1 protein-coding gene is annotated in these 1,048 nt (G+C 49.6%); it reads left to right on the forward strand.

The window, feature by feature from the left end; all coding sequences use genetic code 11:
* Window positions 1–154: 154 nt before the first annotated feature.
* Window positions 155–1,048 (forward strand): lamin tail domain-containing protein (locus ACFVU3_RS40255; protein ID WP_390073740.1); only part of this gene is annotated, 894 nt, incomplete at its 3' end.

Below are 1,048 nucleotides of genomic sequence, written 5' to 3' on the forward strand. Positions count from 1 at the left end.
GCTGTCCGTTTTCCACTTGCTGATCCAAAAAGGCATATTGGAGCCGCTTAGAAAAGGGTAAAAAACGAGCTGTCCCGAGAGGGCAGCTTTTTTATGTGCGTTTTACATAAGCGGCGGCCTCCTGACGCAACATAATGCATAGGGAGGTAATGAGATGAAACTTGTGATGACGCTCTTTTTTCTGATTGGTTTGCTTTGTGTGAGTCCTTCTGCGGATGCGGCGCGCAAAGAATCGGCAATCCCCGTGAATCAGCAGGAATTCGGACAGCCGCCTCATTACATACCGCTTCTGGAGAACCCTCCCCAAATCGAAGTAAAGGCGGAAATGAAAAGAAACCTGTTCATACAGGCTCATGTACGGAATGCTGACTATCAAGCGTTTTCGGCGTTTCTTTTTTATAAACAAAGCAATGAGCTGGGGTTTAAAATGGTGCCGATGGAGCCCGCGCCAGGCGCAATCCGGCTGTTTACGGCCCAGGTTTCAAAACGGGATATCTGGAATGGAGAATTGGAATATTACCTCGTTTTCACCAATGGCAGACAGCGGGCGGAATCGGAGAAAAAGCGGCTGAAGCTGGACGGCTATCAAGCCGATTTGAATCATATTCCCGAGCTGATGATTACGGAACTTGCGGTTGATACGAAAAATGAAGACGGCGCTGATGCCTATGAATTTATCGAGGTGTATAACACGACGGACAGGCCCATTCATTTTAAAGACTATCATATCCGCTACCGCTATCCGAAGGAAGGGCCGGAATCAGATATGATATGGAGGCCGAAAGAAGATACCGTCATTCCGTCAGGCGGGACTTACGTGTTTTGGCTGAGACGCGCCGCATCAGAACTGACGATAGATGATTTCAACCGCTATTACGGGACACGCCTGAAGGAGGGAAAACATCTCGCCGTCATCGAAGGGACGGACGGAATGTCCAACGGCCGCCCGCGTACGGTGGTGCTGTCGGCAAATACCGGAAAGGGTATCGCCTCAGCGCATTACCGTAAACACGCTTTCCGCCGGCTGACTTCTTTACTGTACAAATAT

The organism is Streptomyces sp. NPDC058052, assembly GCF_042885515.1.
In the GTDB taxonomy this organism is placed as follows: domain Bacteria; phylum Actinomycetota; class Actinomycetes; order Streptomycetales; family Streptomycetaceae; genus Streptomyces.